Below are 24,859 nucleotides of genomic sequence, written 5' to 3'. Positions count from 1 at the left end.
AGCCCGTTACACCGCCTACGGCAGCTTGGCGATCAGATCGATCTCGACCAACGCGCCCTTGGGCAGGCCCGCCACCTGCACCGTCGAGCGTGCGGGCCGGTGATTGCCCATGGCCTCGCCGTAGAGCTCGTTCAGCCGCGGGAAGTCGGCCAGGTCGACCACGAACACGGTGGCCTTGACCACGTCCGAGAAGGCGCAGCCCGCCGAGCTCAACACCGCCTCGAGGTTGCTCAGGACCTTGCGTGCCTGAGTCTCGAAGTCCTCGCCGACCAGCTCGCCGGTGCTGGCGTCGAGGGCCACTTGACCGGAGGTGTAGAGAAAGCCGTCGACCGAGATCGCCTGTGAGTAAGGCCCAATGGCCGCCGGAGCCGCGTCCGAATGAAGGAAATCCATCTCAGCCCTCCTGGGTTTGTGCATCGTCGCTGTCGTAGACACCGATGTAAGGAAGCTCTCGGTAGCGCTCGTCGAGGTCGAGCCCGTAGCCGACCACGAATACGTTGTCGATCTTGAACCCCGAGTAATCCACGGATATCGGAACCTCGCGGGCTTCGTGCTTGTCGAGGAGGGCACATAGCCTGACGCTGCTGGCGCCGCGGAAGCGAAATAGCCCGAGCACCGTGCTCAGCGTATGGCCGGTATCGACGATGTCCTCGATGATCAAGACGTGCTTGCCCCGAATCGCGACGTCGACGTCTTTCCTAATGCGCACTTCGCCGGGCGTGGTTCCCGACCGGTAGCTCGAGGTCTGAAGGAAATCGATCTTGGCCGGTACGGTGACCTTCTTCAGGAGGTCGACCATGAAGAACACGGAGCCCTTCAGAACTCCGATGCAAAGGAGCTCCTCCTCCTGGTAGTCACGATCAATCTCCGCCGCCAGCTCGGCAATGCGATGCTGGAGCTCGTCCTCGGATATCAATACTCGTGGCGGCGATCTGTCCATTGACTACTCCATCCTCTAGAATGCTGCGTGACCGCTCGGATTCAACATGGTTCTAGCTGACGAAGTCAACCCCGTCAATCAGCTGTACCGAGAGCTGTCCCGCCGTTACAGGGCCAGCTGGACCTTTCACCGCTTCCTGCTCGGGCTTCGGAAGTTCTTCGGCAGCGAGGATCTGGACGATCGGACCAAGGACTTCCAGAGTCTCTACCAGAGTCTGCGCCAGGTTTCGCTGCGGCTCAACGACCTCGATATCCCCCCCGTGGTGGAGGAGCTCGAGGAGGCGCGGCGGCGGTTGGGCCAGTTGACCGAATCTCTCGATCAGCAGGACAGGAGGATCTCGCCGTCTCTCGTTCGCCTGTTCTTTCAGAGGGTGAAGACTCAGGACGAGCGGATTCTCATCGAGTTGATTCGATTCTACCTCGAGGCGCAGCGTGGCCGTGACTGGTGGCCCGAGCGTGCCGACAAGGTCGACTACCTGCTGAGTCGACTGGGCGAGGCCATCTCCGATCCCGCCAACGGTGGTGATCATGAGCGGCTGAAGAGAGTCCTGGGCGGGATTTCGGAGTACGTGAAGGTACCCGCCCCGAGCGATCCTCAGAAGATCGCCAACAGGATGAAGCTGATTCAAGCGGTCCGCAACGAGATCGAGCAGGTCGGCAGCTTCGAGGTGCTTGCCGAGCGCGAACTGGTGGCCCATTACCGCAGCCTCAAGCACGGCCTCGGGGCGTTGATCGTCGAGAAGTCCATTCTGCCCATGATCGTGAGTACGAATCTGGCAGTTTCCGCGCGCGTCGATGAGCTCACCGAGAAGGCCCAGGAGAAGATCTTCGAAGACTACGAGAGAGTCTCTCAGCTGGAGGAGCAGGGGCTTCTCGGCCGAGAGTTGGCCGAGCCGGTCTCGAAGCTCCACAACCAGGTCGGTAGCTTCAAGAAACAGGTCAAGGGTGGCACGCTCCGGCTGGACACAATGGCCGAGATTCAGAACTCGGTGAGGGATATCTTCGGGCGTATCGCATTTGACGAAACCGCGGACCCGGACGGAGAGCTGGCCACGGGCGGAGTGCTGGCGGCTGAGAACGCCCTGGCCACAGCAGCCGAGCGGGACCTGCTCGGGTCGCTTTTCGAAGATCTGGTAGAGGCTCTTCGGGAGACCCATCGAGGTTCAGACAGGACCAGCGGCCTAGACTCTCGGCTGCTCGACTTCCGGCTCGGGCATCGGGAGATAGAGGCGTTCGCACGGCTTTCGAGCGGTGCGACCTGCGATACGGAGCTCGAGCAGTTTCTCCTCGCGGCCTCGAGCCTGCGGCGCAAGATCAGGCTGCTTGTAGACCGGCTGCACGGTGTCGGAATCGAGGCCAGCTCGGGCGGCCGCAAGGTCGACTTCCTGGACGCCGGTGCGAGTTTGCGGCTCGGGGACCTCTACTTGCGCAGGTTCGGGCATTTTCTGGAGATGCGGCTGGCGGACCAGGAGACACCCCAGGTGCGCGAGCTGCAGTTCTCGAAGATGCACTTGATGCGCGAGTACTCGGGGCTCTGGCTTCTCGTAAACGAGACCCTGCGGCGGCGCTAGGGAGCGTCGCAGAAGCCAACCGGCATTGCGGGGCTATTCGTACAGACGCTCGCGGGTCAGAAGCTCTGTCAGCAGCCTTCCCAGCCGGCCCCCTGCCGCTTCGCTGGCCTCCAAAACCTTGAGGTGGTCCACGGCTTCGTTCGTTACACCGGCGGCGAGGTTGGCGATCAGCGAGAAGCAAAGACAGCGGACTCCCAGGTGCCGAGCCGCAATGACCTCGAGCACCGTGGACATCCCCACCAGGTCGGCGCCCAAGGTGCGAGCCATGTCGACTTCCGCCGCGGTCTCGAAGCTGGGACCGGCGAAGCCCGCATAGACACCGCGTGAGCATCGGATATCCAGCTCTTCGGCGACCCGAGCGGCGAGGTCTCCGAGCTCCGGGTCATGCGCGTTGAGCATGTCCGGGAACTGCGGTCCCCATTCCGGCGGCAGCTCGCCCCTGAGCGGATTGAGCCCCATCAGGTTGATCTGATCCTCGATGATCGCGATCTCGCCCGCCGACTGGCTCGCGTGCACGCCCCCGGCGGCGTTGGTCATCACCAGCCTCTTTGCGCCCCGCAGGGCAGCCAACCGCACGACGAAGACGGTCTCATTGGCGTCATAGCCCTGGTACGAGTGGACCCGGCCGCGCTGGTAGGCGACGAACCTGCCCGGGATCGGCTCGAGCATCTGGAATTCGAGCGGGTGGCCGACAACTCCGCGCACCGGAAACGGGACGACCTCCTCGAGGTCGGCCTGGTGCCTGGTTGCCCCGGCCAGGTCGACGGCGAGTCCGGAGCCAGAGACCAACAGCAGGTCGGGCGCCGGCCAGCCACGTTCTTGCCAGGCCTGACGGGCGGCGTGCAGTTGCTCCAGATGGCGCTCCATGTCGGTGGGAATGGTAGCAGTCGAGCGCGCCTTCCCGGCGCCGTGGTCTCGATGGAGGGAAACCCGCCCCCGTGAAGCGTGCGTGTTCCTCGCTTCCGAAATAGAATCGACCCGGGCGGCCCGAGGGGCGCTGTCCCTTTGCGACATGTCCGAACTCGATCAGCAGATGGAGAACCGCCGCAGTAAGCTCGATCTGATGCGCGCGCAAGGGGTCGAGCCCTACCCGAGTCGCGTCGAGTACGACCTCGAGCCCTCGGAGGTTCACGGACGATACGACGAACGAAGCGCTGAGGAGCTCGAGCACGCGGGACTGGTGCTCCGAGTCCCGGGCCGGATCACGGCGCTGCGCAAGCATGGCAAGACCACCTTTCTGGATCTGCACGACGGGGTCAAGCTTCAGGTCATGGCGCGCAAGACGATCTTGAGCGAACGGGCGGCGGAGCTCGTAGCGGATTTCGACCTTGGCGACTACGCTGTCGTCACCGGCGAGCTCATTCGCACACGAACCGGCGAGCTGACCCTAGCCGCCACCGACGTGTCGATGCTGGCCAAGGCGCTGAGACCGCTCCCCGAGAAGTGGCACGGCCTGGCCGCGGTCGAGGCCCGCTACCGCAGGCGGTACCTCGATCTCTTGGGCAATACCCAGTCACGCCGGGCCTTCGAGATTCGTGCCCGCGCGATTCGATATCTGCGCGACGTCTTCGATCGGCGGGGCTTTCTCGAGGTCGAGACGCCGATGATGCAGACGCTTGCCGGAGGAGCGGCGGCGCGGCCCTTTATGACGCACCACAACGCTCTCGATCTCGACCTATATCTGCGAATCGCGCCCGAGCTGTATCTGAAGCGCCTTTTGGTCGGAGGAATCCACCGCGTCTACGAGATCAATCGCAACTTTCGCAACGAGGGTATCTCGACCCAGCACAACCCAGAGTTCACCATGCTGGAGTTCTACTGGGCCTACTCGGACTACCTGCAGCTGATGGATTTCACCGAACGCCTGATTTCGGATTTGGCGATGGAGCTCTTGGGCGAGCCGGCGCTGATCTGGAAAGGCGAGCGCATCGAGGTCATGCCGCCCTGGCCTCGTTACACGGTTCGCCAAGCGATCGCCAAGTACGAGCAGATCGATGACAGCCAGCTGGACCACCCCGCGGACATCGCGCGGGAGCTCTCGCAGCGCGAGATTCCCTGGCCGGCGCAGGTGTCCGATCCCAGCCACCCGGTTCTGACCTGCGGCTCCCGTATGGCTTTCGAGCGCGATCATGCGGATGTCAAAGTGCCGGACGGTTGGTACGGTTTTCTGCTCATCAGGCTCTTTGAGGCCACGGTCGAGGACCGTCTCGTACAGCCGACCTTCATCACCGATTACCCGGTCGTTGTCTCGCCCTTTGCCAAGGCCTGTCCCGACGACCCGCGCTTCGTCGAGCGTTTCGAGCTTTTCGTCGGCGGTATGGAGATCGCCAATGCCTTCACTGAGTTGAACGATCCCGAGACCCAGGCCGAGCGCTTTCGGGCTCAGCTGCAGGCGCGCGAGCTCGGTGACGAGGAAGCTCACCGCTACGATGCGGACTACGTACTGGCCCTCGAGCACGGTATGCCGCCGGCGGGTGGCGAAGGGATCGGCGTTGACCGGCTCGCCATGCTGCTGACCGACAGCTCTTCGATTCGCGATGTCATTCTCTTTCCGCTCCTCAAGCCCGAGGCAAGCGAGTTCCTGGAGGCGTTGGCGGAGGAGAGCTCCGAGGGACCCGTGGAGTCCGAGGAATCGGATTGATCTTCCGGAGTCTCGGAGAGGTGACCCGATCGCCGCTGCCGGTGGTTCTGGCTGTCCGTTACCTGAAGAGCGGGCGCAAAGACTCGTTCGTCACGTTTCTCTCCGCTGTGGCTGCAGGCGGGATCGCCGTGGGAGTTGCCGCGTTGATTCTTGCGCTCAGCGCTCTGGCGGGTTTTCAGAGTGCTCTGCGTCGCGAGATTCTGCTGCGCACCCCGGAGATCGAGATCGAGGTTCCGGACCGCGTCGCGGCAGCGGCGCTCCAGGGCCGGCTGCTTGCGATGAGCGAGGTGCGCTCGGCTCAGATCACGGCGAGGGGGGCAGGTTGGATAGCTCATCGCGGCAGCATTCGGCCGGTGGCCATGCTCGGTTATGAAGGCCCGGTGCCGGTGATCTTCCCAGGCGCCGAGGGTCGCCCGAACGGGCTCTACGTGCCGGACTCCTTGGCCGACGCCTGGATTCTGGAGCCGGGGGAGGTCGTCGAGATCGCCTCCAGCAGGCCGACTCTGACCCCCCTCGGTCCTCAGCCTCGGGTCGTGCGGCTCGCGGTGACCGACTCATTCGACAGCGGCGTGACCGAGCAACGGAACAGGATCGCCTTGCCGCTGGCCGCGGCCGAGGCACTCTTGGGGCGTTCTGAATACAGGGTCCTGGTCGAGACCGGCGACCTGAGCTCGGCTCTTTCTCTCGTGGCGCGGTTGCGGGTCGAGAACGAGAGCGCGTTGCGGATGAGTTCCTGGCAGGACTTGAACCAGGCTCTGTTCTTCGCGCTGCGGCTGGAGAAGACGCTGATGTTTCTGGCTGTGCTCTTGATCGTCCTGGTGGCGGCCCTCGCCCTGGTCTCCGATATTCATTTGATCGTCGCCAGCAAGCGCAGGGAGATCGGGATTCTGGGCGCCATGGGCGCTACCCGGCGCACAATCACCCGGTCCTTCGTTCTGCTCGGCGGCGCACTCGGGCTTGCCGGAGTCGCGGTCGGTGGCTCGGTCGGTGCCTTGCTGGCGTGGCTGCTGGGCCGGTATCAGTTGCTCCGGCTTCCGGCGAGCGTCTACTTCCTCGACCACGTGCCCTTTGAAGTCGAGCCCGGCGATGTATTCCTGGTGATGGCCAGCGCCCTGGCGATCGCGGCTCTCGCTGCCGCTCTGGGGTCGCGATCGGCCGCTTCGCTGCGGCCGGTGGAGGTTCTTCACCGTTGACCGTGGCCGTGGTCGCTCGCGATGTCTTCAAGGCCTATCGGGACGGCGAGCGCCGGATCGAGGTTTTGCGCGGAGTCGACATGACCGTCGAGCCCGGCGAATCGGTGGCGGTCGTCGGGCAATCCGGAACCGGGAAATCGACCCTGCTGCATCTACTCGGAGCTCTCGATCGACCCGACAGCGGCTCGATTTCAGTGGGTGGCGCCGATCTGGCCGCCATGAACGCCGAAGAGCTGGCCGCTTTCCGGAATCGGACCATTGGCTTCGTGTTTCAGTTTCAGGAGCTGCTCGCCGACTTCACAGCGCTCGAGAATGTTCTCGTGCCGGGGCGGATCGCGGGTTTGCGCGGTGGAGCCCTGCAGGCGAAGGCCGCGGGCCTGCTCGACGAGGTCGGCTTGGCCGACCGCGCGGGCCATTTCCCGTCACAGCTCTCGGGCGGCGAGCAGCAGAGGGTCGCGCTCTGCCGGGCTCTGCTACTGGAGCCGCCCCTGCTGCTTGCGGACGAGCCGACCGGGAACCTGGATCCGGAGATCGGCGAGCAGGTATTCGAGCTGATGGTGGCGCTTCAGAAGCGCCGCGGGACGACCGCTTTGGTGGTCACTCACAACCGGGAAATAGCAAGGCGCTGTGGTAGAGTTTTGACGTTGCAGAAGGGTGTACTGCGCGAGTAAGCGGTCCGAATCGAATCGTTTGAGAGGCCTTGGAGTGCTCGTCGAATGTTCGAGAAATACAACGAAAAAGCACGCCGAGCCCTATTTTTCGCGCGCTACGAAGCCAGCAAGCTGGGCAGCCGCGTCATCGAGTCCGAGCACATCCTCTTAGGAATCCTTCGAGAGGGCGAAGAATCGGTCGGGGAGCTGTTCCAGCGCTTCCAGGTCAAAGCCGACGATCTCCGGCGGGAGATCGAAGGTGAGCGCGTGTTCGTCGAGCGGATCTCGTCGACCGCGGAGCTCCCGCTGTCGGAAGAGTCCAAGAAGATCCTCGCCTACGCCTCGCACGAGGCCGAGAGCATGCTCCACTCGACCGTCGGCTCGGAACATCTTCTGATAGGCATTCTCCGGGTTGAAAGATGTGTCGCGATGAGGCTGCTCTCGCGCCACGGCTTGGAGTTGGAGAAGGTCCGCAGTGAGGTCGTGGCGATCGCCAAGGAGCGAGAGGCCAGCCTGCAGAAGAAAGAGCTGCCGGTGCTGTCCGAGTTTGGACGCGATTTGACGCTGCTGGCCGCTCAGGGCGTCTTCGATCCGCTCATCGGGCGTGAGGCTGAAGTCGAGCGGATTATCCAGATTCTCTCTCGCCGCACCAAGAACAACCCGATTCTTCTCGGTGAGCCGGGGGTCGGCAAGACGGCGATCGTGGAAGGCCTCGCACAGCGGATCGTTCAGGGGTTGGTCCCGATTTTCTTGGCCCAGAAGAAGTTGTTCGCGATCGATCTGTCACTGATCGTGGCCGGAACCAAATACCGTGGACAGTTCGAGGAGAGGCTCAAGGCCATCCTCAAGGAGCTGCAGGAGAACCAAGAGGTCATTGTCTTCGTCGATGAGATTCACTCGCTTATCGGTGCGGGATCGGCCGAGGGTTCGCTCGACGCAGCCAACATTCTGAAGCCGGCGCTGTCGCGCGGTGAGATCTCGTGCATTGGCGCGACGACGCTGACCGAGTACCGGCGCTACATAGAGAAGGACAGGTCGCTCCTGCGCCGCTTTCAGTCGATTCAGGTAGAGCCGCCGAGCGATGAACAAACCCTGGCTATCTTGGAAGGCATCAAGACCCGCTACGAGGCCTTTCACAAGGTCCGCTACAACGACGCCGCGCTGCGTGCTGCGATCTATCAATCCGGCCGTTACATCAGCGATCGGCAACAGCCCGATAAAGCGATTGACGTCATCGATGAAGCCGGAGCCAAGGTCAAGCTGCGGCGCGTTCGGGACACCCAGAACGTGCGCCGTTTGGAGAGCGAGATCCAGGATGTCGTGGCCGAGATGAAGACCGCGATCTCGGACAAGGAGTTCGAACGAGCGGTCTACCTGCGAGAGCGCGAGATCGAGCTGCGTGAAGATCTCGAGAACGTCAGCGGTCAGGCCGAAGAGGCAGGGCTTTTGGTGGTGACTCCTCAGGACGTCGAGGACGTCATTTCCTCATGGACGGGCATTCCGATTTCGAGCTTGCGCAGCGACGAGGCCGAGCGCCTGATGAACATGGAGGAGTCGCTGCGTCGTTGGGTGGTTGGCCAGGATCACGCGGTGGATTCAATCTGCCGGGCGATTCGGCGCGCCCGCCTGGGCGTGAGCAATCCGCAGCGACCGGCGGGCTCGTTCATCTTGTTGGGCCCGTCGGGCGTCGGCAAGACCGAGACCGCCAGGCGGCTCGCGGAGTTCCTCTTCGGCAGCCAGCAGGCGCTGGTGCGGTTCGACATGAGCGAGTACATGGAGAAGCACGCTGTCTCCAAGATGATCGGATCGCCCCCCGGTTATGTGGGGCACGACGAGGGTGGCCAACTGACCGAGCGTATTCGGCGACAGCCCTATTCGGTGGTGCTTTTCGACGAGATCGAGAAGGCGCATCCCGACGTCGCGAACCTGCTGCTTCAAATACTCGAAGACGGCATGCTCACCGACGCCTACGGCAACAAGGTGGATTTCAAAAACACGCTGGTGATCATGACTTCGAACATCGGTAGCAAGCTGGTGGCCAGTGGGGGCCGTATGGGCTTCGGCGAGGCCAGTGAGGAGCAGAGCTTCGATCGTTTGCGGCAAGAGATACTGGGCGAGTTGCGTCGAACGTTCAGTCCGGAGTTCATCAATCGCCTTGACGAGCTGATCGTGTATCGGCCCCTCGGGAGCAAGGAGCTGCGCGCCATCGTCGACATTCTCCTGGCCGAGATCAATGCCACGCTGGGCGAGCGAGGCCTTTCGGTCACGCTGTCCGAGGAAGCCAAGGTCTGGCTCCTCGACAAGGCCGGCATCGATCCCTCGACGGGCGCTCGTCCGCTGCGGCGAGCAATCCAGAGGCATGTTCAGGATGCCGTATCCGAGATCCTGATCGCGCGTTCGGGCGGCTCCGTCGAGGAGGTCGCAGTGTCCGTTGTCGGAGACGAGCTCGACTTCCAGGAGCGCATGCGCGAGCCCGTCGGAGAAGAGACCTAGCCCGTTTTCCGACCCGTCGCTTCTGGCTCAGGTTTTGCTTGGATGATGTCCATCATGCAGTTGCGTTCTTCGGGGTTTAAGATCGCCAGAGCTTTCGGCCGAGCCAGATCGGCACCTTGGGAGTCACCAACGGCGCGGCTCCTACCGAGACTAATCCTGGGACTCTGCTTTCTGGCGCAGGGGCTGATTCCCGGCCTCACGCTCGCACAGGGCCTGGCCGGAAAGCCGATTCGCGAGATCCGCTACGAGGGGCTGGACAGCCTCGCCCCGGAGACGCTCGATTTCTACCTCGAGATCGCGGCCGGTAAGGTCTACGATCCGACCGCCCTCAACCGCAAGATTCACGATCTGTGGGACAAGAAGCTCGTCGACGACATCGCCACCGAAGCCTCGGCGGTGGACGGCGGCGTCCTGCTGGTGGTGTCGGTAAGGGAGCGGGCCATTCTGCGCTCGGTGGAGTACGTCGGCCTCAAGCGCGTCAGCCGCAGCGATATCGCGGACCGGATCGCTCGGGACAACGTCCGGGTTCGTGAAGGCGATCCGCTCAATCTCGGAGAGCTCAATCGTCTAAAGGCTCTCATCGAGGATCTGTACAAGGAGAAGGGTTACCGGTTGGCCGAAGCCGTCTACGAGCTCGAGACCGTGAGCGGAACCGAGCGGCGAGCGACCTACACGATCGACGAGGGCGACAAGATCCGGATCTCGGAGATCGACTTCGAGGGCAATACCGTTTTCAGCGACCGGCTCCTCAAGCTCTCCATGCGCAAGACCAAGGAGAGCGGACCGATCGCAAGGGTCTTTAAGAAGGACGTCTACAAGCCGGCGACTCTCGAAGAGGACCTCGAGAAAGTCCGCAAGCGCTACAAGAAAGCCGGTTACAAGAACGTCGTCGTCGGGGACCCGAAGGCGGAGGTCAAGGCGACCCGTCCGGACGCGACCGATCCGGACAAGCAGCGCCGCCGGCTCGTGGTGACGGTGCCTCTGGAGGAAGGCAACCGGTGGCGCCTGGGTGAGATTCGAGTCGAAGGCGCCGAGAAGTTCGAGCCCGAGTTGTTGCGGGCGCAGTTCCCGAAGCCGAACGGGGGCTGGCTGAGGTCGACGATCATCGAAGAAGGTGTCGAGACGATCAACAACGTCTATCAGAATTCCGGGCACATCTACGCCCGCGTCGATACCGAAATCGAGGAAGTCACCGAGGATACCGCCGATTTGGTCGTCAAGGTGACGGAAGGCGATCGCTATACGGTTGGGCGGATCGAGTTCGAGGGCAACCGCAAGACCAGAGACAAGGTTCTTCGCCGTTCCATGGGTCTGCAGGAGAGCATGGTGATGAACTCCGGCGCTCTCAAGAACAGCCTGCTGCGGATCCGCCAGCTCGAGTACTTCACCGTCGACGATAACGATCCGGTGCAGATCGACGTCGACAACGAAGACAAGACGGTAGACCTGACGGTGAAAGGCGCCGAAGGCGATCGCACGGAGATGCAGTTCGGAGCCGGCTTCAGTGAGTTGGACGGATTCTTCGGAACGTTTTCTTTCCGGACGAGGAACTTCATGGGCCGGGGGGAGACCCTGGGCGTCAGCGTCCAATCCGGCGGCCGGCAGGACGTCTTGGATCTGTCCTATTTCGTGCCCTGGTTCCTGGATCGCCCACAATCGGTGGGCATCCAGTTGTTTCTTCGAGAGCTGGACTTCGACTTTCTGGTGGGGCAGAGGATCCGGCAGGAGACCAAGGGCGGCACTCTGACCTATGGCCGCAACCTCGGCCTGTTCAGGAACCTGTCACTTTCCTACAGCTTGTTTGACTCGCTCGATCAGCAGCAGATTGACGGCGTCAGCGGACCGATCGACCTCACTACCGATCGGAGAGTCTCCTCTTTGCGGCTTTCGCACAGCTTCGATCGCCGGGACAGCCGCTTCGAGCCGACGCGCGGGCGGAGCTACAACATCGGTCTCGAGTATGCGGGGGACTTCCTCGGCGGAGACACGGATTTCATCAGGCCCAGGGCTGGCTTCAACATCTACCTGCCGGTGACTCGAGAGGGCTTGCACACGGTGGCGGGGTTGAACGTGGAGGCCGGTTACATCGAAGCTCTGGGCGACCGGCCGCTGTTCTCGCTGGACCGTTTCTTCTTGGGCGGTGAGAACTCGATCCGGGGATTCCAGCCGCGGACGCTCTGGGTTCGGGACAAAGACGGCAACACCGTACTCGACGAGTTCGGGCGGCCACTCGGCGGCGAGACTTTTCTTCAGATGAATCTGGAGTATCATTTCGTCCTTGGCGGACCGTTCCGGTTGCTGGCTTTCGCCGACTTCGGCGGGGTCTTCGCCAAGGATCAGTCCTTCGATTATTCGCTGATGCGGCACTCATTGGGAGTGGAGTTGCGAGTTCTGGTGCCGATTTTCGGGGCTCCGCTGCGGTTTATCTACGCCCTCAATCCGGATGAGTACCCGGACGATCGGTTTCGGAAGTTTCAATTCAGTATCGGCACCACGTTCTAGGAGCATACGAAAGACCATGAGGCAATTGAGATTGATTCTGTGCTCGGCGGCTGCCGCCGGGCTTGTCGTGGCATGCGTCACTCCGGCGGCTTTCGCGCAGGAGGCGCTGAAGGTCGCGGTGATCAACGTCGTCCAGCTGTTGGAGGAGTCGGAGCCGGGCAGGCAGGGCATCGACGCCTTGAAGGTCCTGCAGAAGGAGAAGACGGACGAGCGCAACGCGATGCAGACCGAAGCGCAAGATCTACGCGCGAAGATCACCGAGGGTCAGTTCTCGCTCACCGAAGAGAAGCTGGCCGAGTTGCAGAAGGAGTTGGAAGACAGGTTGATCGAGCTGCAGCGGTTCAACGATGACGCCAATCGAGAGTTGCAGAAGCGTCAAGAAGAGATGCTTCAGGACATTCAGGGCAAGGTCATGCCGATCATCAATGCCGTCGGTCAGGAGGGTGGCTACACGATGATCTTCAACAAGTTCGAGAGCGGCTTGGTGTACGCCAACGAAGCCATCGACATCACGGCCGAAGTTATGCAGCGGCTCAATAGCAGCGTGTCGGAAGCCGCTGCCCCTGCCGAGTCGGGGAGCTAGCACCTGACGCAGGCGCCAGACGCCGCCAGCGGCACGAGCGGCGACTCATACGGTATCGACTGGATCAAGTCGGTCCTGCCGCACCGCTACCCGTTTCTGCTCGTCGACAAGGTTCTCGAGCTCGAATCGGGCGAGCGCGCCCGCGCCGTGAAGAACGTCACGGTCAACGAGCCGTTCTTTGTCGGCCATTTTCCGGGCCAGCCGGTGATGCCGGGCGTGCTGGTGATCGAGGCCCTGGCGCAGGCGGCCGGGATTCTGCTGATCCACGACCGATCGGATCGCGCGGAACATCTGATCTATCTCGCCGGGGTCGACGATGCCAAGTTCCGCCGCCCGGTGCGCCCCGGGGACCAGCTCATTCTGGATGTCGAGATCATCAGGGCGCGGCCGTCGTTCGCGAAAGTGCACGGCGTGGCCCGTGTCGACGGGCAGGTCGCGGCGGAGGCCATGCTCACTTCGGCCATGGTGCCAAGCTAGTAAGGAAGCACGAGATGCCCGTAGCCATTCATCCCACAGCGGTCGTCGATCCCGATGCCGAGCTCGGCTCGAGTGTCAGTGTCGGCCCGTACGCAGTGATCGGAGCCGAGGTCGTGGTGGGTGACGATTGTGAGATCGGCTCCGCGGCGCAGCTTCAGGGGCCGTGCATCCTGGGCTCCGGAAACCGTATCTTCCCGCACGCCTGTGTCGGGCTCGATCCGCAGGACCTCAAATACCAGGGCGAGCGGACAACCCTCGAGGTCGGTGACGGCAACACCTTTCGGGAGTTCTGCACCGTCAACCGGGGCACCGGGCTGGGCGGAGGCAGCACTACCATCGGCAACCAGAACCTGCTGATGGCCTATTCCCATGTCGCCCACGATTGTCACATCGCGAATCGCGCCATCTTGACCAACGCGGCGACTCTGGCCGGTCACGTCATCGTCGAAGACTACGCGGCCATCGGAGCCTTCAGCGCGGTCCAGCAGTTCTGCCGCGTCGGGCGACACGCCTATATCGGCGGCTACTCGATCATCACCAAGGACGCCCTGCCCTACATGAAGACGGTGGGAGCGAAGCCCGCTTGCATCGGTGTCAACCGAATAGGTCTACAGCGCCGGGGGTTCGATGAGGCCCGAATCAAGCCGATCGAGGCCGCGGCCCGGGTTCTGCTCAGGTCATCCCTCAACACCAGTCAAGCCCTCGAGCAGTTGAAGAGCGAGTTCGCCGGTAACCCGGACATCGAGCTCTTGATCGAGTACCTGGAGAGCTCCGAGCTGGGCGTCATCAAGGCTTTGCCGGGCCAGCGTTCGGCACGAGGCAGCGGTGGGTGATCCCGGACGGCGACTTCGAATCGGTGTTGTAGGCACCGGAGCACTCGGCAGGCATCACGTTCGAATCCTGTCGGAGCTCGAGACGGCCGAGCTAGTTGGCGCGTTCGACATCGAGCGGTCGAAGGCCGAGGCCGTTTGCGGAGAGTTCGGCGCGGAAGTCTTCGGCGACTTGGACTCGCTGGCGGCGGCGGCCGACGCCGTGGTCGTCGCAGCACCCACGCGGGATCACGCCGAGATTGGCTGCCGACTGCTTGAAGGTGGGCTTCACGTGATGGTGGAGAAGCCCATCACCCGTACCTTGGAAGAGGCGGACGCCTTGATCGCCGCGGCCGGCGACCGGGTCCTGGCGGTGGGACACGTGGAGTTCTACAACCCGGCGGTCCAAGCGCTACTTGGGATCGGGCTGCCGCCCGGCTTTGCGGAGGTTCATCGCATGGGTGAGTTCTCGTCCCGCAGCCTCGACATCGACGTGGTGCGAGATCTCATGATTCACGACCTGCAGATCTTGCAGAGACTGGATCCGTCGCCTCTAAAGAGTCTTGCAGCGGTCGGAGTGAACGTCTTGACCGATCGCGATGACATTGCCAACGCCCGCCTCGAGTTCGAGTCGGGACTGGTCGCCAACCTGACGGCCTCGCGAGTGTCCGATCACAAGATCCGCAAACTGAGAGTCATCGTCCCGGGGATCTACCTGTCGCTCGATTATCAAAAGCAGGAAATCAAGGGTTATCGGCTGCGCAAGGGCGGCGGAGTTCGCGACCTCGAGCGCATGGATGTTGCTATCGAACGGGAGGAGCCGCTCAAATGTGAGCTTCGTGCCTTTGTCTCAGCCTGCCGGGGAGAAGAGGTCCCGCTCGTCACCGGCGAAGACGGCCGGCGTGCGCTGGCTGCGGCGCAGGACGTTTGCGATCAGATCGAGCAGCAGCGGAGCGCGGTCCAAGCATTCGCATAATCGGAGTTCCGGCGAGACTTCTCTGGAGGAATGATGTCTGACGTAAGGATAGGTGTGATCGGGGGCAGCGGCCTCTATGAGATGGAAGGCATGCGAATTCTGGAGGAGCGGGTGATCGAGACCCCGTTCGGCGATCCCTCGGACGCCTACATTGTCGGAGAGCTTCACGGCAAGAAGGTCGCTTTCTTGCCGCGCCACGGGCGTGGGCACCGGCTGCTGCCGTCCGAGCTCAACTACCGGGCCAACATCTTCGGCATGAAGGTCCTCGGGGTGGAGTGGATCGTGTCGGTCTCGGCCGTGGGCAGCCTGAAAGAAGAGTACGTACCGACCCATCTCTTGGTCCCGGACCAGTTCTTCGACAGGACGCGCCACCGGCCCGATACTTTCTACGGCAAAGGTCTGGTGGGGCATGTGAGCTTCGCTCACCCGGTTTGCGGAAAGCTGTCGGAGTGGCTGATTGCCGGATCTCGGGACGCCGGAGCGACGGTGCACGAGGGCGGTGTCTACGTGTGCATGGAGGGTCCGCTGTTTTCGACGCTGGCCGAATCTCTCTACTATCGTCGGAACGATTTCGACGTCATCGGGATGACCGGTCTGCAGGAAGCCAAGCTGGCTCGCGAGGCCGAGATGAGCTACGCGACCATGGCGATGATCACCGACTACGACTGCTGGCATGAAGAAGAAGACGACGTGAACGCGACCGCCGTCATGGAAGTGCTTCAGAAGAACGTCAAGACGGCCAAAGAAGCGGTTCGTCGAACGATCGACAGGATCGATGAGTCTCAGGACAGCCCCTTCAAGGGGATCCTGGCGACTTCGCTGATGACCGATCCCTCTCGGATCCCACCGGAGACGCTCGAGGCTTTGTCGCCTATTGTCGGGCCTTACATCAAGGGCTGAAGGGCTTGGCGTGAAGCGAATACTCATAACCAACGACGACGGCGTCTTCTCCGAGGGAGTCAAGCTCCTCAGGGACGCACTGGCCGAGGTGGCCGACGTCACGGTGGTCGCACCGGATCGCGAGCAGAGCGCGAGCGGCCACTCGCTGACTCTGGACCGACCGCTCCGCATGCAGATGCTCGAGGAAGGGCGGTATTCGGTCGACGGCACACCGACCGACTGTGTCAACCTCGCGCTGCAGTGGTTGATGAAGGACGATCCGCCGGACCTCATCGTGTCGGGCATCAACTTCGGCTTCAATCTGGGCGATGACGTCACCTACTCAGGCACCGTAAGCGCGACATTCGAAGGCACGCTCATGGGCATTCCCTCGGTCGCCTTCAGCCAGGAGGTGAGTGAGGGATTCTCTTTCGAAGGCGCCGCCCGTTTCGCTCGCCGGCTCCTCGGGCTGCTGATCACCAAGAAGCTGCCGCCCGATCTTCTCCTCAATGTCAACGTGCCGGCCGGCGTCATCAAGGGGGTCCGTTTGACCCGCTTGGGACGGCGCGTCTATAAGCAGTCGGTCGTGGAGAAGTTCGATCCGCGAGGCAGAAGGTACTTCTGGATCGCCGGGAAACCGGTCTGGCACGAAGACACCGGCACCGATCATGAGGCCGTCTTGAACGGGTATGTCTCGATCACGCCGCTTCACCTGGACCTCACCGACTATCGCTCTCTCGATTCGTATGACTGGTTGAGCGCCGAGCTGGATGGAGTGGCGAATCTCTCGCAATGACGAGCGATTTCAAATTCCAGCGACGAAGGATGGTCGAGGATCTGATCCGGACGTATGGCATCAGGGATGAGCGGGTGCTCGATGCGATGAGGGCGGTGCCGAGGCATCTGTTCGTGCGCGAGCACCTGCGCAACCAGTCCTACGGCGACCACGCGCTGCCTTCAGAGGCAGCGCAGACGATTTCGCAACCCTATGTGGTCGCGCGCATGACCGAGCTGTTGAATGTCTCGAAGCAGCACTCGGTGCTCGAGATCGGCACCGGTACCGGCTACCAGACGGCAATACTCGCCCATCTGGCGTCGAGGGTTTTCAGCCTCGAGCGCATCGGCAGCCTTGCCCGACAGGCGATCTCCCGCATCCGAGACCTGGGGCTCCAGAACGTCAAGATTCAGATCTTCGACGGCACCGTCGGCTGGAGCGAAGCTGCCCCCTTCGACCGTATTCTGGTGACGGCGGGAGCTCCTTCGGTGCCGGAGCCGCTTCTCGAGCAGCTGACCGTGGGCGGGATTCTCGTGGTCCCGGAGGGCGATCTGGAGCGGCAGAGGCTGGTGAAGTACCGCAAGCTCCGCGGCGGCGGCCACCGCCGTGAAGAGGGTGAGATGGTGGCGTTCGTGCCGTTGGTTGGCCGGTTCGGCTGGCAGGACGTGGGGTAGCGGGCGGCACGATGGAGTGGGTTCGAGAGCTTTTTCATTGGGTCGTGGACCTGGCCGAAACGCCATACGCCACGTGGGCGCTCTTCGGAGTCTCGTTTGCCGAGAGTAGCTTCTTTCCGGTTCCGCCGGACGCCCTCTTGATCGCGCTCTGCGTTGGTCAGCCGGAGCGCTCACTCTGGTTCGCGCTGGTCTGTTCGGTGGCCTCGGTGCTCGGCGGGGCGGCGGGCTATGGAATCGGTTGGGTGGGGGGCCGGCCTCTATTGCAGAGGCTCTTCAATCCGCAGCGCCTCGAGAAGGTTAGCTCGTACTACGATCGGTACAACGCCTGGGCCGTGGGCATCGCCGGACTGACGCCGCTTCCGTACAAGCTCTTCACCGTCTCCGGCGGAGCCCTACAGATCAACTTCAAGGTGTTCGTCCTGGCGTCGATCGTTTCTCGCACCTTGCGTTTCCTCGCCGTCGGCTTGCTCATGAGGTGGCTCGGAGAGTCCGCCCAGCTCTTTATCGAGCGGCATCTCGGCTGGCTTTCGATCGCATTTGTTATTCTTCTGATTGTCGGGTTCTGGCTGGTTGGCAGAAAGGCGCACTCTGCGGCTCGGCACGATGGCTGATTCAATGGCCCAGAGCGGCTGGAAGTTCCGAATTCATGGTCGCGTTCAGGGGGTCGGTTTTCGCTGGTATACCCAGCGGGAGGCCGACAGGCTCGGTGTGCGGGGCTGGGTGCGCAATTGTGCGGACGGCACCGTGGAGGCCTTGGCGATCGGATCGAGCGGCCAGGTAGATGCGTTCGCGGAGGCGGTCCGGAAGGGCCCGGCCATGTCAAGAGTCAGCTCGGTAGAGCGAACCGAGTCGATGGCGGCCGAGACCTCAGATTCATTCGAGATTCAGTTCTGACGGGGGACGACCAGATGGACATGCTCAAGGACTACATTCGAGAAATACCGGACTTTCCCAAGCCGGGCATTCTTTTCTATGACATTTCGACTTTGCTCAAGGACCCCAAAGCCCTGAGAATGACAGTCGACAGCTTCGTGTGGTTCTTTTCGGACCAGCACGTGGACAAGGTCGTCGGGATCGAGTCTCGGGGTTTCATGTTTGCTCCGATCGTGGCCTACAACCTCAACGCAGGCTTCGTGCCGGTGCGAAAACCGGGCAAGCTGCCCGGCGAGACCGTGACGCAATCGTACGATCTGGAGTACGGCTCGGACCAGGTCGAAATGCACGAGGACGGTGTCGAGCCCGGTGAGAGAGTCCTGATCGTGGACGACCTTCTTGCGACCGGCGGCACCGCGGCCGCGACGGCAGAGCTCGTTAAGTCCCAGGGCGGCGAGGTGGCCGGATTCGGCTTTGTCGTCGAGTTGCTGTTCCTGGGGGGGCGCGACAAGCTCAACAACTACCCCTTGGAGGCACTGATTACCTACGAGGACTAGCTGCATTCTTGATTCCGAGGGGGCGGTGCCGCAGAGATGTCGAGTGTTTGTCCGTCGTCGTTTGCTGGGGTAGTATCTTCGGTCTTTGAGCGGCTGTAGCTCAGCTGGATAGAGCGGGAGCTTCCTAAGCTCTAGGTCGGGGGTTCGAGTCCTCCCAGCCGCACCAACTCAGGGAGTCAGGCAGTGAATCGATGAGTCGACTGACACGCAAGGACATGAAGCGGGACGAGGTTCTCGATTGGGTCGGGCGCACCGTTCAGTACGTTCGGGGGCACGGGCGCAGCCTGCTCGCGATCGCTGTGGCGGTGGTTGCCGTAGCGGCGATCGTCGCTGCCGTGACGGCCTACAGCGACCGCCAGGTGGAGCGTGCCAATACCCTGCTGGCGCAGGCTCTGGCAATCCACAGTGCCCCGATCGACGCCGTGAACCCGACCCCGGACGATCCCAAGGATCCGTCATTTCCTGATGAAACCAGCCGTAACCTGAGGGCCAGATCGAGCTTCGAAGCCCTCCACGAGGAGTTCAAGGGGAAGAGCCTGGGGGCGATTGCGGCGGCGTACCTCGGAGACCTGGCTGCCGCCGCCGGGGATGACGAAACAGCCGAGGCTCTGTGGCGTGAGGCCATGGCCGGCGTCGACGACACACTGCTCGCGGGGCGCTTGCAGATGAACCTGATCAACCTGGGCAAAAGCCAGGGTCGTGGTGAAGCGGTGGTCGAGGAGCTCCGAGGCTTGTTGAGCTCGGGGAGCTCGGCGCTGCCGCCGGACGCGGTTCTGTACGAGCTCGCCCGTGCCCTCGAAGGGCTGGGGCGAGCGGATGAAGCCGTCGGTGCCTACGAGCGGCTGGTTGACGAGTACGAGAGCTCGGTCTATGCCCCGGACGCGAGACGTAAGCTGGCCGAGTCCGCTGCACCTTCATCCGTGACTCCCTGAGCGCCGGAGTCCGCGACGCTTCGCCTGCCTCGGCTTGCACGACATGATCAGCCCCTACGCCATTCTGGCCCGTAAGCGTAACGGCGATCGGCTCGAAGAGAGCGAGATACGGCGGATCGTAGAAGGCGCCGCCAGCGGAGCCTGGAGCGACGCCCAGCTCGGCGCTTTTCTGATGGCCGCCGCGATTCGCGGGCTCGACGGAGAAGAAACTCGGGCTCTGACGATCGCGATGTTGGAGTCGGGCGAGCAATGGGATCTCGGTTCTCGTTTTCCGACGCTTGCCGATAAGCATTCCACGGGTGGTGTCGGCGACAAGGTATCGTTGGTTCTGTCGCCGATCCTGGCGGCGTGCGGGCAGCCCGTCGTTATGCTGACCGGCCGCGGCCTCGGCCACACCGGGGGTACCGCCGACAAACTCGAGACCATTCCCGGGCTCGATCTGGACTTCGATCGAGCTCGCTGTATTGAGCTGCTCGAAACCTGCGGCATGGCCATCGGAATGGCCACCGGCGAGGTGGCTCCGGCCGATCGCAAGCTCTACGCGCTGCGGGACGTGACCGCTACCGTCGACTCGATTCCTCTGATCACCGGGAGCATCCTGTCGAAGAAGCTCGCAACGGGCGCTGCTGCAATGGTTCTGGATGTAAAGACCGGCAGCGGCGCCTTCATTCCCGATCTCGAGGAAGCCGGGCTTCTGGCCCGGAATCTGGTCGACACGGCTGAGGCTTGCGGTATGAGAACGTCGGCGATTCTGACCGACATGAGTCAGCCCCTGGGCGAGTGGGTCGGGCACCGTTCCGAAGTGCTCGAAACCATGCGCTGCTTGGAGGGGCAGGGCCCCGCCGACCTCATGGAAGTCACCTATGCGCTGGCCTTGGAAGTGTCGAGGCTGAGCGGGGTGTCGTTGCGGCGAGAGGATCTCGAGGCGGCGGTTTCGTCGGGCCGGGCCCGAAGCCAGTTTCTGGCCTGGGCCGAGGCCCAGGGAGGCGATCCGAGTTGGCTGGAGGCGGACATCGAGCTGGCTCCCACGGTGGTCGGGGTAGCGGCATCGCGATCCGGTTACCTCGCGGAGGTGAACACGCAGGGCCTGGGATTGGCGCTGGCACAGGCCGGAGGCGGGCGTCTGCGCGACGGTGACCGGATCGATGGCGGCGTGTCGATGCGTTTCCGTTCGGGGCTCGGCCAAGCAGTGGAAGGCGGGCAGGAGTTGGCGACGCTCTTCTTGCGCGAGCCACAGCCTGAGATCGTGGCGAACATCGAAGGCTGCTTCCGGATCGTCGACGAGCCGGTCGAGCCGCCCCCCCTGATCGGCGACCACATCGCCGCCGGTTAGGCTAGGTCCACTCCGCACTCCGCTGCTAGACTGCGCCGGTGAACACCAGCGTTGCGGACCGTTCCGCCCCGCGCGCCCGGACGGTCCTCTCGCGGGTTTTCGGGCCCATGTTCTGGCTCGTCGTTCAGTTTGTGCTCCTGGCTCGGCGCTTCGTGACCACCGGACAGCTCGAGCCGCAGCGAGTTCCGGACACCCTGAGCTACGAGGTCATGGCAGGAGTCACCTCGCTTCGGGATGCCCTTTCAGGCGTTCGCACCTACGGCTATCCCCTGTTCTTGAAGCTCTGCGGGCCGCTTTCCGAGGACTATGCTCTGATCCCTATCATCCAAATGGCTCTGTTTTTCCTTGCGGTAACGCTCTTCTATGCCGCAGTTCGTGAGTTCTCAGGGTCGTCCTGGATGGCGCTTGCCATCGCTTCGCCACTCCTTTATACGTGCGGTCTCGTATACATCAAGCGGATCGGGACCGATGCTCCGGCAATCGCATTAGCGCTCACCGCCGTCTCACTTTTGTTACTTGTCGCCAAGAGACCGGGCAGCGCGCTGCGTTGGATCGGGCTCGGGCTCGCTGTTTTTCTCGCTTGCCAGGTTCGACCATCGAGCTTGTTTCTGCTGCTTCTGATACCGCTTGCCGGGGTGGTCGTCGGCGCCTGCGCACGCGGTCCCGCGCTCCGGGTCTTGCCATTTGCCTCGGCACTGGCGGCCGTCACCACTGGCCCGTTTCTGCTCTTTTGTCTGCTCCGTCTCTTCGTGGTCGGGGAATTCGGCCTGGTCAGCTTCACAGGCTACAACGCCATCGGAATCGCGGCCTCGATGCTCGACGCTGAAGTGCTGAGAGAGCTGCCCGAAGAGAATCATCTCCTCGCCTGGGCCATCTTGAGAGAACGGAAGCGGCGCAACATGAGGCCCTTCACTTTCCACAGCGCGCCACGGCCATTTTTCGAACTCTACTCGAGGAACATCTTCTACATCGCCGAGCCACTCGGAACCGCGATGGCGAGCGGAGTCCGGGATCCGGATGAGCTTCTGCAGGTCCCTTTGCTCAAACAGCGAGAGAATCCCAAGACTCTGCCACCTCTTTACGGCGAGCGGGTGCTGACCATGAACAGGATGTTCTCGTCGCTATCGAGCCAGGTCTTCCGAGCCAGACCCGGGCTCTACTTGAAGTGGGTCCGCGACTCCTTTACCGGTGGGCTGGCGCGCATCGTCGCCTGCCCGAGCCACGTCCTTCTCACCGGCCTGCTGCTATTGGCCTACCCTCTTGCTCTGCTCCGGCAGCGGGAGGCGACTCCGGCGGCTTCGTCGCCGGCGATCCTCAGCATGACGACGATCGCGGTGGGAGGTGTCGCCGTGGCCTTTGTGGTCTTCCAGCTGCTTCTGACCGCGGTGGTCAACCGGCCCGACGACCGACTGGTCGGTCCCGCGTTTCTGCTCGTGCCATCCTTTCTGGGCGCCCTGCTTTTCGACCTCGGACGCCTCATCGGAACTTCGGGTTCCGCGAGTACGCCCGGCCGCGGTCGGAGCGCGCGCTAGCGCAGGGACTCTCCGAAGCTCGGAAGTCGCCCGCTTCCCGGGTCTCGTCTCGCTAGTCGGTGATGAAGCCCCGGGCGGTTCGTCCGACGACTACAGCGAGGACTTGCCGAAGTTGCGCGACAGGGTATCGAGGTCGATCTCGTCGATGAATCCGTCGCGATTGAAGTCCCAGGTCAGCAAATAACCGGGGTCGGTGGAGTCGAGCCCGAAGTGGAGGGCGAAACTCACTAAATCGGCGCCGTCGACCGAGCAGTCGAAGTTCACGTCGCCGGGTAGGACGGTTCGGCCGTCGATGTCGTAGATCGCGACCGTGCGATCGAGCGCATTGGGCGGTTGCGCCAGATCCCTGGCGAGCACCCGAAGAACCGCTCGGCATCCGAGAGCCTTCTTGCCCTGATGGACCAGCTCCACCTTCCTTTTGTCGCCATTGCCGTCGGTTCCATCGGCGACGACATTGCCGTTGATCAGGAGCCTGGTCGCCTCCAGGTCGAGCCCGTCTCCATTCTTGAAGTCGTAGACCGGAATCCTGATCCTGATGTTGGCAGGCACCTTGTTGGGCAGCGATCCGGGCTCGAAGTTGCCGACCACGGGCGGCTGCGAGTCGATCTCGTTCAAGAGGTCCGCGAAGGCGTCCGCGAGCTTGTCGTATCCGACACCGTTCAGGTGCCCGACACGGTCTGCCTCGTCGTTGTCGTAGTAGTCCGCGAAGACCTCGGGCACGGTTTCAGGATCGAAGAGGTCGTAGGCGTCGGCGAAGCGGAGGTTTCGGCCGATGGCCAACTCGCGAAGCTCGCCGGCAAAGGATGCCGTGACACGGTTGTTCCGGTCTCGCTTGGCCCGCGGCGACCTTGGAATCACCGATGACAGTACGGGCTCGATCCCGGCCTCGCGGGTTTTCGAGATCATCGCGTCGATGTTGGCGAGCGTGCTCTCGACCGATAACCCTCCCTCGACCATGTGAGTGACGTCGTTGGTACCTTCCATGAGGAGGAGCACGTCGCCGCCCTCGCCGAGGGCCGGTCCGATCCGCGAGAGGCCCATGGCGGTCTCCTCGGCGGGCTCACCGAGGTTGACCACTGTGGAGCCCTCGCCGAGCTTCTGCTCGAGCCTCTTGGGGTATCCCAGGGCCTCCTCGTCACCGATTCCGGAGGTTAGCGAATCGCCAAAAGCGAGCACCTTGATCTCGATGGCGGCGGCCCGGCTCACCGCTCCGGCGGCCGCAAGGGCTGCTATCGCCAGAATGGGCAGCGGCGAGAGTCTCTTCATCAGCGCCGAACGCCCCATCGTACGGTCGCCGAGCGGCCTGGCCGAAGCCACCTGAGAATCGGTCCGCTGGAGCCGATGCCGGCGACGACCGGCCTTTGACTTCGGGTGTCATGGATCCGGCCCCGGCGCGGGATCGGCGATCCGCCGTTTAACTCGGTCACCGACCAGCCTCTTGGCCGGGCGGTCCGGTACAGCGCCATGAGCGTGTCGTCCGAGCGCACCAGGGTCGGAAAGGCCGATCCGGCAGGGCCCAGGACCCGCTCGCTTTGCCATTCGCCGGATCGGAATCGCCGCGCCAGAAGACGGTACTCGCCCCCGTCCATCCGACTCCAGACCAGGGCCGCGCCACGGCCGGCAGCGGCGAGCGCAGGAGTGATGTCGGGAGTGCTGTTGTCGGCTCCGACGCGAGCCGGTGAGGACCAGGTCGATCCCTCGCGCAGGCTCCAGAAGATTTCGTCGTCTGAGCCGTCGAAGCGGCTCCAGGCCAGCAGCACGTCGCCGTTGCGCAGGGTGGTTCCGCTGAGGCCGGTCTGACTACCGGGACCCGGTCGCGAGACTGTCCGTGCCGGTCCCCAACCGATACCGGTCCATTCGGCGAACCGGACCGCCATCGTGCGCTGACTCTCGCCTTCCAGCCAGGCCGCTCCAGTCAGCCGCCGGTCGTGAACTAGAAGCACCGGACGTAGCTGCAGCGCGTCGCGTTGCTCGAGCGCGGGGAGCCGCGCGCCGGTTTCGGTTGCCGAGGACATCAGAAAGACCGAGCTGCCGGTCTCGCTCGTGCGCACGCCGCCGAGGACCCAGCCCGATACGGTTTCGGCGACGGTGGTCGAGGTCTCCTCCCGGTGAAGGGCCACCCGGCGACGGCCCCGATCGCTCTGGATCCGGGCCCAGCCCGGGCGCGACAGCAGCACCAGGTGGCTGGTGCTGTCGGTGGGCTGGATTGCGGTCACCGGCTTCCGCGCCTTGTGGCTTCGCGCCGCGGCAGGCAGCGCAACGAGCAGCAGGCAAATGACCGGAATCGCGCAAAGCTCGGTAGTCAAGCGGCGCATGGCTGGCCGGCACATGCTACGGCGGCTCAATAGGGACTGTCAACGCGGTGTCCTTTCCTCCAGGGGCAGAACCAGCCCTCACGGGCCAGTGCCAGTCCTCCCGAGCAGAACCAGTCGGGAGGGGACACGAAGGAAGAGTGGCCTCGATATCCGGG

24 protein-coding genes and 1 tRNA gene are annotated in these 24,859 nt (G+C 63.2%); 20 read left to right on the top strand and 5 right to left on the bottom strand.

Going from position 1 to position 24,859, the window contains the following annotated elements:
- Positions 1-15: 15 nt before the first annotated feature.
- Positions 16-393, bottom strand: a complete 378-nt coding sequence (locus GY769_05570; protein MCP4201388.1) for a RidA family protein — start codon at positions 391-393, stop codon at positions 16-18.
- Position 394: 1 nt separating this feature from the next.
- On the bottom strand, positions 395-940 hold the full coding sequence (gene hpt / locus GY769_05565; GenBank protein ID MCP4201387.1) for a hypoxanthine phosphoribosyltransferase: 546 nt from the start codon (positions 938-940) through the stop codon (positions 395-397).
- Between the two features lie 46 nt (positions 941-986).
- Between hpt and GY769_05560 the strand changes: the two genes are divergently transcribed.
- Positions 987-2,510 carry a hypothetical protein gene (locus GY769_05560; protein ID MCP4201386.1) on the top strand — a complete coding sequence of 508 codons (1,524 nt, stop codon included), beginning with the start codon at positions 987-989 and terminating at the stop codon, positions 2,508-2,510.
- 33 nt (positions 2,511-2,543) lie between these two features.
- Here the strand turns inward: GY769_05560 and GY769_05555 are convergent, their stop codons facing one another.
- Positions 2,544-3,377 carry a purine-nucleoside phosphorylase gene (locus GY769_05555; protein MCP4201385.1) on the bottom strand — a complete coding sequence of 278 codons (834 nt, stop codon included), beginning with the start codon at positions 3,375-3,377 and terminating at the stop codon, positions 2,544-2,546.
- A 145-nt stretch (positions 3,378-3,522) separates the two neighbouring features.
- Between GY769_05555 and GY769_05550 the strand changes: the two genes are divergently transcribed.
- From GY769_05550 to GY769_05460, 19 genes are all read left to right on the top strand, one after another.
- Complete coding sequence (locus GY769_05550; protein MCP4201384.1) at positions 3,523-5,151, top strand: lysine--tRNA ligase; 1,629 nt, start codon at positions 3,523-3,525, stop codon at positions 5,149-5,151.
- 20 nt (positions 5,152-5,171) lie between these two features.
- The gene (locus GY769_05545; protein ID MCP4201383.1) at positions 5,172-6,344 is read left to right on the top strand and encodes an FtsX-like permease family protein; all 1,173 of its coding nucleotides are present in this window, start codon (positions 5,172-5,174) and stop codon (positions 6,342-6,344) included.
- 80 nt (positions 6,345-6,424) lie between these two features.
- Positions 6,425-7,015, top strand: coding sequence for an ABC transporter ATP-binding protein (locus GY769_05540; protein ID MCP4201382.1), 591 nt, complete (start codon positions 6,425-6,427; stop codon positions 7,013-7,015).
- 45 nt (positions 7,016-7,060) lie between these two features.
- Positions 7,061-9,487, top strand: coding sequence for an ATP-dependent Clp protease ATP-binding subunit (locus GY769_05535; GenBank protein MCP4201381.1), 2,427 nt, complete (start codon positions 7,061-7,063; stop codon positions 9,485-9,487).
- A gap of 54 nt (positions 9,488-9,541) precedes the next feature.
- Positions 9,542-11,989 carry an outer membrane protein assembly factor BamA gene (gene bamA, locus GY769_05530; GenBank protein MCP4201380.1) on the top strand — a complete coding sequence of 816 codons (2,448 nt, stop codon included), beginning with the start codon at positions 9,542-9,544 and terminating at the stop codon, positions 11,987-11,989.
- A gap of 16 nt (positions 11,990-12,005) precedes the next feature.
- Positions 12,006-12,572: an OmpH family outer membrane protein gene (locus tag GY769_05525; GenBank protein ID MCP4201379.1), complete on the top strand. Its 567-nt coding sequence runs from the start codon at positions 12,006-12,008 to the stop codon at positions 12,570-12,572.
- Between the two features lie 54 nt (positions 12,573-12,626).
- Entirely contained in the window at positions 12,627-13,049 is a 423-nt protein-coding gene (fabZ, locus tag GY769_05520; GenBank protein ID MCP4201378.1) for a 3-hydroxyacyl-ACP dehydratase FabZ, read from the top strand.
- Positions 13,050-13,063: 14 nt separating this feature from the next.
- The gene (gene lpxA, locus GY769_05515) at positions 13,064-13,882 is read left to right on the top strand and encodes an acyl-ACP--UDP-N-acetylglucosamine O-acyltransferase (GenBank protein ID MCP4201377.1); all 819 of its coding nucleotides are present in this window, start codon (positions 13,064-13,066) and stop codon (positions 13,880-13,882) included.
- On the top strand, positions 13,875-14,834 hold the full coding sequence (locus GY769_05510; protein ID MCP4201376.1) for a Gfo/Idh/MocA family oxidoreductase: 960 nt from the start codon (positions 13,875-13,877) through the stop codon (positions 14,832-14,834). The genes lpxA and GY769_05510 overlap by 8 nt, the downstream gene beginning before the upstream one ends.
- A gap of 33 nt (positions 14,835-14,867) precedes the next feature.
- The gene (gene mtnP / locus GY769_05505; protein ID MCP4201375.1) at positions 14,868-15,734 is read left to right on the top strand and encodes an S-methyl-5'-thioadenosine phosphorylase; all 867 of its coding nucleotides are present in this window, start codon (positions 14,868-14,870) and stop codon (positions 15,732-15,734) included.
- Positions 15,709-16,509 carry a 5'/3'-nucleotidase SurE gene (gene surE / locus GY769_05500; GenBank protein MCP4201374.1) on the top strand — a complete coding sequence of 267 codons (801 nt, stop codon included), beginning with the start codon at positions 15,709-15,711 and terminating at the stop codon, positions 16,507-16,509. Before mtnP ends, surE begins: the two co-directional genes overlap by 26 nt.
- On the top strand, positions 16,506-17,162 hold the full coding sequence (locus GY769_05495; GenBank protein MCP4201373.1) for a protein-L-isoaspartate(D-aspartate) O-methyltransferase: 657 nt from the start codon (positions 16,506-16,508) through the stop codon (positions 17,160-17,162). The genes surE and GY769_05495 overlap by 4 nt, the downstream gene beginning before the upstream one ends.
- An 11-nt stretch (positions 17,163-17,173) precedes the next feature.
- Positions 17,174-17,773, top strand: coding sequence for a DedA family protein (locus tag GY769_05490; GenBank protein ID MCP4201372.1), 600 nt, complete (start codon positions 17,174-17,176; stop codon positions 17,771-17,773).
- A gap of 4 nt (positions 17,774-17,777) precedes the next feature.
- Complete coding sequence (locus tag GY769_05485; GenBank protein ID MCP4201371.1) at positions 17,778-18,056, top strand: acylphosphatase; 279 nt, start codon at positions 17,778-17,780, stop codon at positions 18,054-18,056.
- A 14-nt stretch (positions 18,057-18,070) separates the two neighbouring features.
- Positions 18,071-18,592 carry an adenine phosphoribosyltransferase gene (locus tag GY769_05480; protein ID MCP4201370.1) on the top strand — a complete coding sequence of 174 codons (522 nt, stop codon included), beginning with the start codon at positions 18,071-18,073 and terminating at the stop codon, positions 18,590-18,592.
- A gap of 89 nt (positions 18,593-18,681) precedes the next feature.
- Positions 18,682-18,758: transfer RNA gene (locus tag GY769_05475), tRNA-Arg, on the top strand.
- A gap of 25 nt (positions 18,759-18,783) precedes the next feature.
- Positions 18,784-19,524 (top strand): hypothetical protein, encoded by a 741-nt coding sequence (locus GY769_05470; GenBank protein MCP4201369.1) that lies wholly within the window; start codon positions 18,784-18,786, stop codon positions 19,522-19,524.
- A 43-nt stretch (positions 19,525-19,567) separates the two neighbouring features.
- A complete protein-coding gene (locus GY769_05465; GenBank protein ID MCP4201368.1) occupies positions 19,568-20,857 on the top strand; it encodes a thymidine phosphorylase in 1,290 nt (429 codons plus the stop codon).
- A 38-nt stretch (positions 20,858-20,895) separates the two neighbouring features.
- On the top strand, positions 20,896-22,389 hold the full coding sequence (locus GY769_05460) for a hypothetical protein (protein MCP4201367.1): 1,494 nt from the start codon (positions 20,896-20,898) through the stop codon (positions 22,387-22,389).
- A 90-nt stretch (positions 22,390-22,479) separates the two neighbouring features.
- Here GY769_05460 and GY769_05455 read toward each other — a convergent pair whose 3' ends face one another.
- The gene (locus GY769_05455) at positions 22,480-23,655 is read right to left on the bottom strand and encodes a hypothetical protein (GenBank protein MCP4201366.1); all 1,176 of its coding nucleotides are present in this window, start codon (positions 23,653-23,655) and stop codon (positions 22,480-22,482) included.
- Entirely contained in the window at positions 23,655-24,704 is a 1,050-nt protein-coding gene (locus GY769_05450) for a hypothetical protein (protein ID MCP4201365.1), read from the bottom strand. Before GY769_05450 ends, GY769_05455 begins: the two co-directional genes overlap by 1 nt.
- Between the last annotated feature and the right edge of the window lie 155 nt (positions 24,705-24,859).

The organism is bacterium, from assembly GCA_024224155.1.
In the GTDB taxonomy this organism is placed as follows: Bacteria; Acidobacteriota; Thermoanaerobaculia; order Multivoradales; family JAHEKO01; genus CALZIK01.
Note: the sequence above shows the minus strand (reverse complement) of the source record. Positions and strands in the feature narration are given on the sequence as shown.

Excerpts from the sequence above, each read along its gene's own strand:
- GY769_05495 (MCP4201373.1), top strand. The coding sequence starts at position 16,506 with ATGACGAGCGATTTCAAATTCCAGCGACGAAGGATGGTCGAGGATCTG.
- GY769_05570 (MCP4201388.1), bottom strand. The coding sequence starts at position 393 with ATGGATTTCCTTCATTCGGACGCGGCTCCGGCGGCCATTGGGCCTTAC.
- GY769_05480 (MCP4201370.1), top strand. The coding sequence starts at position 18,071 with ATGGACATGCTCAAGGACTACATTCGAGAAATACCGGACTTTCCCAAG.
- GY769_05550 (MCP4201384.1), top strand. The coding sequence starts at position 3,523 with ATGTCCGAACTCGATCAGCAGATGGAGAACCGCCGCAGTAAGCTCGAT.
- GY769_05485 (MCP4201371.1), top strand. The coding sequence starts at position 17,778 with ATGGCCCAGAGCGGCTGGAAGTTCCGAATTCATGGTCGCGTTCAGGGG.
- GY769_05470 (MCP4201369.1), top strand. The coding sequence starts at position 18,784 with ATGAGTCGACTGACACGCAAGGACATGAAGCGGGACGAGGTTCTCGAT.
- GY769_05535 (MCP4201381.1), top strand. The coding sequence starts at position 7,061 with ATGTTCGAGAAATACAACGAAAAAGCACGCCGAGCCCTATTTTTCGCG.
- GY769_05450 (MCP4201365.1), bottom strand. The coding sequence starts at position 24,704 with ATGCGCCGCTTGACTACCGAGCTTTGCGCGATTCCGGTCATTTGCCTG.
- GY769_05490 (MCP4201372.1), top strand. The coding sequence starts at position 17,174 with ATGGAGTGGGTTCGAGAGCTTTTTCATTGGGTCGTGGACCTGGCCGAA.
- hpt (MCP4201387.1), bottom strand. The coding sequence starts at position 940 with ATGGACAGATCGCCGCCACGAGTATTGATATCCGAGGACGAGCTCCAG.
- mtnP (MCP4201375.1), top strand. The coding sequence starts at position 14,868 with ATGTCTGACGTAAGGATAGGTGTGATCGGGGGCAGCGGCCTCTATGAG.
- GY769_05540 (MCP4201382.1), top strand. The coding sequence starts at position 6,425 with ATGACCGTCGAGCCCGGCGAATCGGTGGCGGTCGTCGGGCAATCCGGA.
- GY769_05555 (MCP4201385.1), bottom strand. The coding sequence starts at position 3,377 with ATGGAGCGCCATCTGGAGCAACTGCACGCCGCCCGTCAGGCCTGGCAA.
- GY769_05465 (MCP4201368.1), top strand. The coding sequence starts at position 19,568 with ATGATCAGCCCCTACGCCATTCTGGCCCGTAAGCGTAACGGCGATCGG.
- GY769_05560 (MCP4201386.1), top strand. The coding sequence starts at position 987 with ATGGTTCTAGCTGACGAAGTCAACCCCGTCAATCAGCTGTACCGAGAG.
- bamA (MCP4201380.1), top strand. The coding sequence starts at position 9,542 with ATGCAGTTGCGTTCTTCGGGGTTTAAGATCGCCAGAGCTTTCGGCCGA.
- lpxA (MCP4201377.1), top strand. The coding sequence starts at position 13,064 with ATGCCCGTAGCCATTCATCCCACAGCGGTCGTCGATCCCGATGCCGAG.
- GY769_05525 (MCP4201379.1), top strand. The coding sequence starts at position 12,006 with ATGAGGCAATTGAGATTGATTCTGTGCTCGGCGGCTGCCGCCGGGCTT.
- GY769_05455 (MCP4201366.1), bottom strand. The coding sequence starts at position 23,655 with ATGAAGAGACTCTCGCCGCTGCCCATTCTGGCGATAGCAGCCCTTGCG.